Source organism: Moorena bouillonii PNG (genome assembly GCF_001942495.1).
Lineage (GTDB): Bacteria > Cyanobacteriota > Cyanobacteriia > Cyanobacteriales > Coleofasciculaceae > Moorena > Moorena bouillonii.
In genome coordinates, this window is sequence record NZ_MKZS01000001.1 from 1,541,000 (window position 1) to 1,542,294 (window position 1,295).

General features: G+C 49.4%; 1 protein-coding gene. It reads right to left on the reverse strand.

Annotation, left to right across the window (positions count from 1 at the left end; translation table 11 throughout):
• Positions 1 to 102: 102 nt before the first annotated feature.
• Positions 103 to 1,140 carry a class II fructose-bisphosphatase gene (gene glpX, locus BJP37_RS06295; RefSeq protein ID WP_075897349.1) on the reverse strand — a complete coding sequence of 346 codons (1,038 nt, stop codon included), beginning with the start codon at positions 1,138 to 1,140 and terminating at the stop codon, positions 103 to 105.
• Between the last annotated feature and the right edge of the window lie 155 nt (positions 1,141 to 1,295).

The following is a 1,295-nucleotide window of genomic DNA, read 5'->3' on the forward strand; positions in this document are numbered from 1 at the left end:
AGCTGATAGCTGATAGCTGTTCGCGTAGCGTGCGCGTAGCGCTTAAGCTGATAGCTGATAGCTGATAGCTTACCTACAGGGTGACTACCCTCTTCCTAAGAGTTAGCTCAATTGGATATACTTGGGCTGTTCAAACATATGAACAGTGTCCACAAACCGAGCGGTCTTGGACTGACTGGAAATAACTAGGCTTTGAGTCCGTGCTCCACCTTGGAAGAACCGAACCCCTTCCATCAGGGTTCCTGGGGTGATACCGCAAGCAGCAAACAGTACGGTTTCGCCAGAGGCTAGTTCCTCAGCATTGTAAACCTTATCGGGGTCGGTAATCTTCATTTCTGCGAGCCGTTCTAGGTTGCTTTCTTTGCTCTCCCCAATCAGACCAGTTTTCACGATGGCGGGATCGTAGATCAGCTGACCTTGGAAGTGTCCCCCTAAGGCACGCATTGCTGCTGCTGAGATTACCCCTTCTGGCGCAGCACCGATTCCCATCAAGGCATGGATATTGGTACCAGCAAAGGCACAGGAGATGGCGGCGGAAACGTCACCGTCACTAATCAGTCGCACCCGAGCACCAGCTCCCCGGATTTCGTTGATCAAGTCCTTGTGACGGGAACGGTCCATCACAACTACTACCAGTTCATCAATGGAGCGCTCTAGACAATCGGAGAGGATTTTAAGATTTTCCGTTGCGGACTTGTTGATATCTACATGATTCTTGGCTTGGGGTGGTGCTGCCAGCTTTTTCATGTAAAAGTCAGGAGCAGCAAATAGACCACCCTTCTCGGAAATAGCTAGCACTGCCATGGAACCGTTTTGCCCATAGGCAACTAGGTTGGTGCCTTCACAGGGGTCAACCGCAATATCAATTTCTACCAGCTCATCTGGGTTACAGAATTGGGCAGCATCCTCTTGGGTACAAATACCAACTTCTTCACCAATGTAGAGCATGGGAGCATCATCCCGCTCCCCTTCTCCAATTACAATGCGACCCCGCATATAGATCTTGTTCATCCGCTCCCGCATGGCTTCTACAGCCACTTGGTCAGCAGTGTTTTTCTCTCCTTTACCCATCCATTTGGCGGATGCGATCGCAGCTTTCTCTACGACTTCTATAATTTCTAAACCTAGTGTATTTTCCAAAGCGCCCGTTCTCCCAAAAGCTAGATGAGCTTATTTTCTTAATTATTTGTTTACAGTTCTTAAGTCTATCAGAGCGTGGTAGCTCGTAGAAGGGAACAGGGAATCGGGAATCGGGAATCGGGAATCGGGAATCGGGAATCGGGAATCGGGAATCG